At 73.7% G+C, this 1,567-nt stretch carries 2 protein-coding genes; both read left to right on the top strand.

Annotated elements, in window-relative coordinates:
- Nucleotides 1–36: 36 nt before the first annotated feature.
- On the top strand, nt 37–906 hold the full coding sequence (locus E2E34_RS34185; RefSeq protein WP_439333708.1) for a polysaccharide deacetylase family protein: 870 nt from the start codon (nt 37–39) through the stop codon (nt 904–906).
- The coding region (locus tag E2E34_RS34180) for a polysaccharide deacetylase family protein (RefSeq protein WP_138905700.1) at nt 903–1,567 on the top strand (665 nt) is incomplete at its 3' end. The genes E2E34_RS34185 and E2E34_RS34180, both read left to right, overlap by 4 nt.

Genomic DNA, 1,567 nt, shown 5'->3' with positions numbered 1-1,567 from the left:
CTCGGGCGCTGCCGTCGGGTCTCGTCGCCGTCCATGATGTCGTCGTGCAGCAGCGAGAAGGTGTGGATCAGCTCGACGGCGACCGCGCCGGCGACCGCGGCGGCGCCCGCCCCGCCCGCCGCCGGCCAGCAGCGGGAGTACCGGCAGGGGCCCGCCCGCGACCTGGCCGGACACGCCGAACAGCTGCGGCGCGCCCAGACCCTGCGCGTCGCCGCCGCGAAGAAGTGGGGGCTCGCGCGGCCGCCGCTCGTCGCGCCCCCACCGCCCGCCGTGAAGCCGAGAATCACCACGCGCAAGGGCTTCAGCGCGGGCCCGGGGCTGCCGCCGGTCTTCACCACCGTCCCGGTCAAGAAGCGGGTCGTCTTCCTGACCATGGACGACGGCGCGGAGAAGGACCCGAGGCTGCTGAAGATGATGACGGAGCTGGGCATCCCCTACAGCGCCTTCCTCAGCGACTACCTGGTGCGCGAGAACTACGGCTACTTCGCGCGCATGCAGGGCCGGGGCGTGTCCCTGCACAACCACACCCTCAACCACCGCTACATGCCGGGCCTCTCGTACGCCCAGCAGAAGCGCGAGATCTGCGGAATGCAGGACGTCATCCAGAAGCGGTACGGCAAGCGGCCCCGGCTCTTCCGGCCGCCGTACGGCAACTACAACGCCGACACCCTGCGCGCGGCCCGCTCCTGCGGCATCAAGGCCGTGCCGCTGTGGGCCGCCGAGGCGTTCCCCGACCGGATGGAGTGGCGGGAGTGGGACCGCGACCTGCATCCCGGCGACATCATCCTCACGCACTTCCGGGGCAAGGAGGACTGGAAGGGCACCATGCCGGACATGATCCGCCGGGTCATGAAGACGGTCACCGCCAAGGGGTACGCCGTCGCACGGCTGGAGGACTACCTGTGAGGCGCGCGCACCGGCTGGCGGCCGGGCTGCTGACGGCCGGTGCGCTGGCGCTCACCGGCTGCGCCCAGTCCGTGGACCCCATCGAGCGCCTCGGCAGGAAGGCCGTCCGCAGCGTCGCCCCGAAGGTGCGCGACGCGGGCGGCCAGGCGCTCGCCGCGCACGCCCCGCCCGCCCCGCGCGCCGCGGCGTACGCGCGGTGGGGACTGCGGGCGCCGCTCCCCGCCGCGCCGCCGCCCCCGGCCCGCAAACCGGCTCGCCCCTTCGTCGTCGACCGCGTGCCGACCCGCGACAAGGTCGTCTTCCTCACCTTCGACGACGGCGCCGAGCGGGACCCCGCGTTCGTGCGGATGGTCGACGAGCTGAACCTGCCCATCAGCATGTTCCTCACGGACAGCGTGGCCTCGCCCGGGTACGACCACTTCGACCGGCTGAGGCGGGCGGGCGGCGGCCTCAGCACGGTGCAGAACCACACCGTCGACCATCCGTACCTGCCCGGCCTGCCGTACGCCGGTCAGCGCGCCCAGATCTGCGGCCAGCAGGACCGCCTGGAGGCCCGCTTCGGGGCCAGACCCCGGCTCTTCCGGCCGCCGTACGGCGCGTACAACAACCAGACGCTGCGGGCGGCGGGCGACTGCGGGGCGCGGGCGGTGGTGCTGTGGGG

The sequence above is a fragment of the Streptomyces albidochromogenes genome (assembly GCF_005981925.1).
Lineage (GTDB): Bacteria > Actinomycetota > Actinomycetes > Streptomycetales > Streptomycetaceae > Streptomyces > Streptomyces albidochromogenes.
Note: the sequence above shows the minus strand (reverse complement) of the source record. Positions and strands in the feature narration are given on the sequence as shown.

Excerpts from the sequence above, each read along its gene's own strand:
- E2E34_RS34185 (WP_439333708.1), top strand. The coding sequence starts at position 37 with ATGTCGTCGTGCAGCAGCGAGAAGGTGTGGATCAGCTCGACGGCGACC.